Source organism: Acidovorax sp. KPB24-07, assembly GCF_057543315.1.
Genome location: NZ_BAAJYS010000219.1, coordinates 1 through 2,500 on the forward strand (window position 1 = coordinate 1; position 2,500 = coordinate 2,500).

The 2,500-nt window shown below is 53.2% G+C and carries 1 protein-coding gene and 2 rRNA genes (1 of these 3 cut by a window edge); all 3 read right to left on the reverse strand.

Features of this window, described 5'->3' with window-relative positions; translation table 11 throughout:
- Positions 1–107 (reverse strand): MerR family DNA-binding transcriptional regulator (locus AC27IQ_RS17595; protein ID WP_487090233.1); only part of this gene is annotated, 107 nt, incomplete at its 3' end.
- A gap of 384 nt (positions 108–491) precedes the next feature.
- A 5S ribosomal RNA gene (rrf, locus tag AC27IQ_RS17600) occupies positions 492–604 on the reverse strand.
- A gap of 118 nt (positions 605–722) precedes the next feature.
- Positions 723–2,500: ribosomal RNA gene (locus AC27IQ_RS17605) — 23S ribosomal RNA — on the reverse strand; it runs 1,101 nt beyond the window's last position.

The following is a 2,500-nucleotide window of genomic DNA, read 5'->3' on the forward strand; positions in this document are numbered from 1 at the left end:
GTGCGTTGTGGTTGGAGGAGGCCCATGTCTTCGTAGAAGCGCATGGCGCGGGTGGTGAGGTCGAACTCTTTGGCGAGGTCGCTGATGGTGTAGGTGGTGGCGGCCATAGGAAGTGGGGGAGACTCGTGGAGCGGAGATCCATCCCTGTCAGCGGCTGCGGTGGTGGGGAGGGTTCGCTGACGTTGACGTAACGTCAATCGTAGCGTATCCGCTGGGCCGGGAGCGGATTGAACTGGCCTGGATCGGGGCCTGGCTGATCGGAATGGCAGCGTGGTCGCGTGGTCCGTTGAATGCCTGAGGCCGACGAACAGCGCCGCATTGAAGCCTGCAATGCGTTGTCAGGCTTGGGCCTGAGGCCAAGGGGCGTACCTGACTGGAGACTGGTTCAACCAAGCAGGCTACGTCTAGCGAAGGTTTGCAGGAGAGATTTTCATTCCCCAAAGCAAAACGCCCCGACATCGTTGGATGTCGGGGCGGTTTGGGCTGTAAGAGCCTGACGATGACCTACTTTCACACGGGAACCCGCACTATCATCGGCGCAAAGTCGTTTCACTGTCCTGTTCGGGATGGGAAGGAGTGGTACCAACTTGCTATGGTCATCAGGCATAACTTGGAGCTACCTTGATGTGATCAAGGTGGCGAATTCATAGAGTTTGGAATCAGCTTGTATTTTGACTGCGTCACTTGGCATAACAACTTGATCAAATGATGATCAAAGTTATAGGGTCAAGCCGCACGAGCAATTAGTATCAGTTAGCTTAACGCATTACTGCGCTTCCACACCTGACCTATCAACGTCCTGGTCTTGAACGACTCTTTAGGGGGCTCAAGGCCCCGGCAGATCTCATCTTGAAACGAGTTTCCCGCTTAGATGCTTTCAGCGGTTATCTCTTCCACACTTAGCTACTCGGCAATGCCACTGGCGTGACAACCGATACACCAGAGGTGTGTCCACTCCGGTCCTCTCGTACTAGGAGCAGGCTTCCTCAAATCTGCAGCGCCCACGGAAGATAGGGACCAAACTGTCTCACGACGTTTTAAACCCAGCTCACGTACCTCTTTAAATGGCGAACAGCCATACCCTTGGGACCAGCTACAGCCCCAGGATGAGATGAGCCGACATCGAGGTGCCAAACACCGCCGTCGATATGAACTCTTGGGCGGTATCAGCCTGTTATCCCCAGAGTACCTTTTATCCGTTGAGCGATGGCCCTTCCATACAGAACCACCGGATCACTATGTCCTGCTTTCGCATCTGCTCGACTTGTCAGTCTCGCAGTTAAGCACGCTTATGCCATTGCACTATTAGCACGATGTCCGACCGTACCTAGCGTACCTTCGAACTCCTCCGTTACGCTTTGGGAGGAGACCGCCCCAGTCAAACTGCCTACCATGCACTGTCCCCGATCCCGATAAGGGACCTAGGTTAGAACCTCAAACACACCAGGGTGGTATTTCAACGTTGGCTCCATGAGAACTAGCGTCCTCACTTCAAAGCCTCCCACCTATCCTACACAGATCTGTTCAAAGTCCAATACAAAGCTACAGTAAAGGTTCATGGGGTCTTTCCGTCTTTCCGCGGGGAGATTGCATCATCACAAACATTTCAACTTCGCTGAGTCTCAGGAGGAGACAGTGTGGCCATCGTTACGCCATTCGTGCAGGTCGGAACTTACCCGACAAGGAATTTCGCTACCTTAGGACCGTTATAGTTACGGCCGCCGTTTACTGGGACTTCAATCAAGAGCTTGCACCCCATCATTTAATCTTCCAGCACCGGGCAGGCGTCACACCCTATACGTCCACTTTCGTGTTTGCAGAGTGCTGTGTTTTTATTAAACAGTCGCAGCCACCGATTTTTTGCAACCCCTTTGGGCTCGCCTTGTACAGGTTCACCTACTTGGGGCATACCTTCTCCCGAAGTTACGGTATCAATTTGCCGAGTTCCTTCTCCTGAGTTCTCTCAAGCGCCTTAGAATACTCATCTCGCGCACCAGTGTCGGTTTGCGGTACGGTCGTGTGTAGCTGAAGCTTAGTGGCTTTTCCTGGAAGCAGGGTATCACTCACTTCGTCTGCAAGCAGACTCGTTATCACCCCTCATCTAAGCCTGGCGGATTTGCCTACCAGGCACGACTACAGGCTTGAACCAACATATCCAACAGTTGGCTGAGCTAACCTTCTCCGTCCCCACATCGCACTACACATCGGTACAGGAATATTGACCTGTTTCCCATCAGCTACGCATCTCTGCCTCGCCTTAGGGGCCGACTCACTCTACGCCGATGAACGTTGCGTAGAAAACCTTGCGCTTACGGCGAGGGGGCTTTTCACCCCCTTTAACGCTACTCATGTCAGCATTCGCACTTCTGATACCTCCAGCATCCGTTACCAGACACCTTCACAGGCTTACAGAACGCTCTCCTACCACTCACAGTAAACTGTGAATCCGCAGCTTCGGTAACTGGCTTAGCCCCGTTACATCTTCCGCGCAGGACGACTC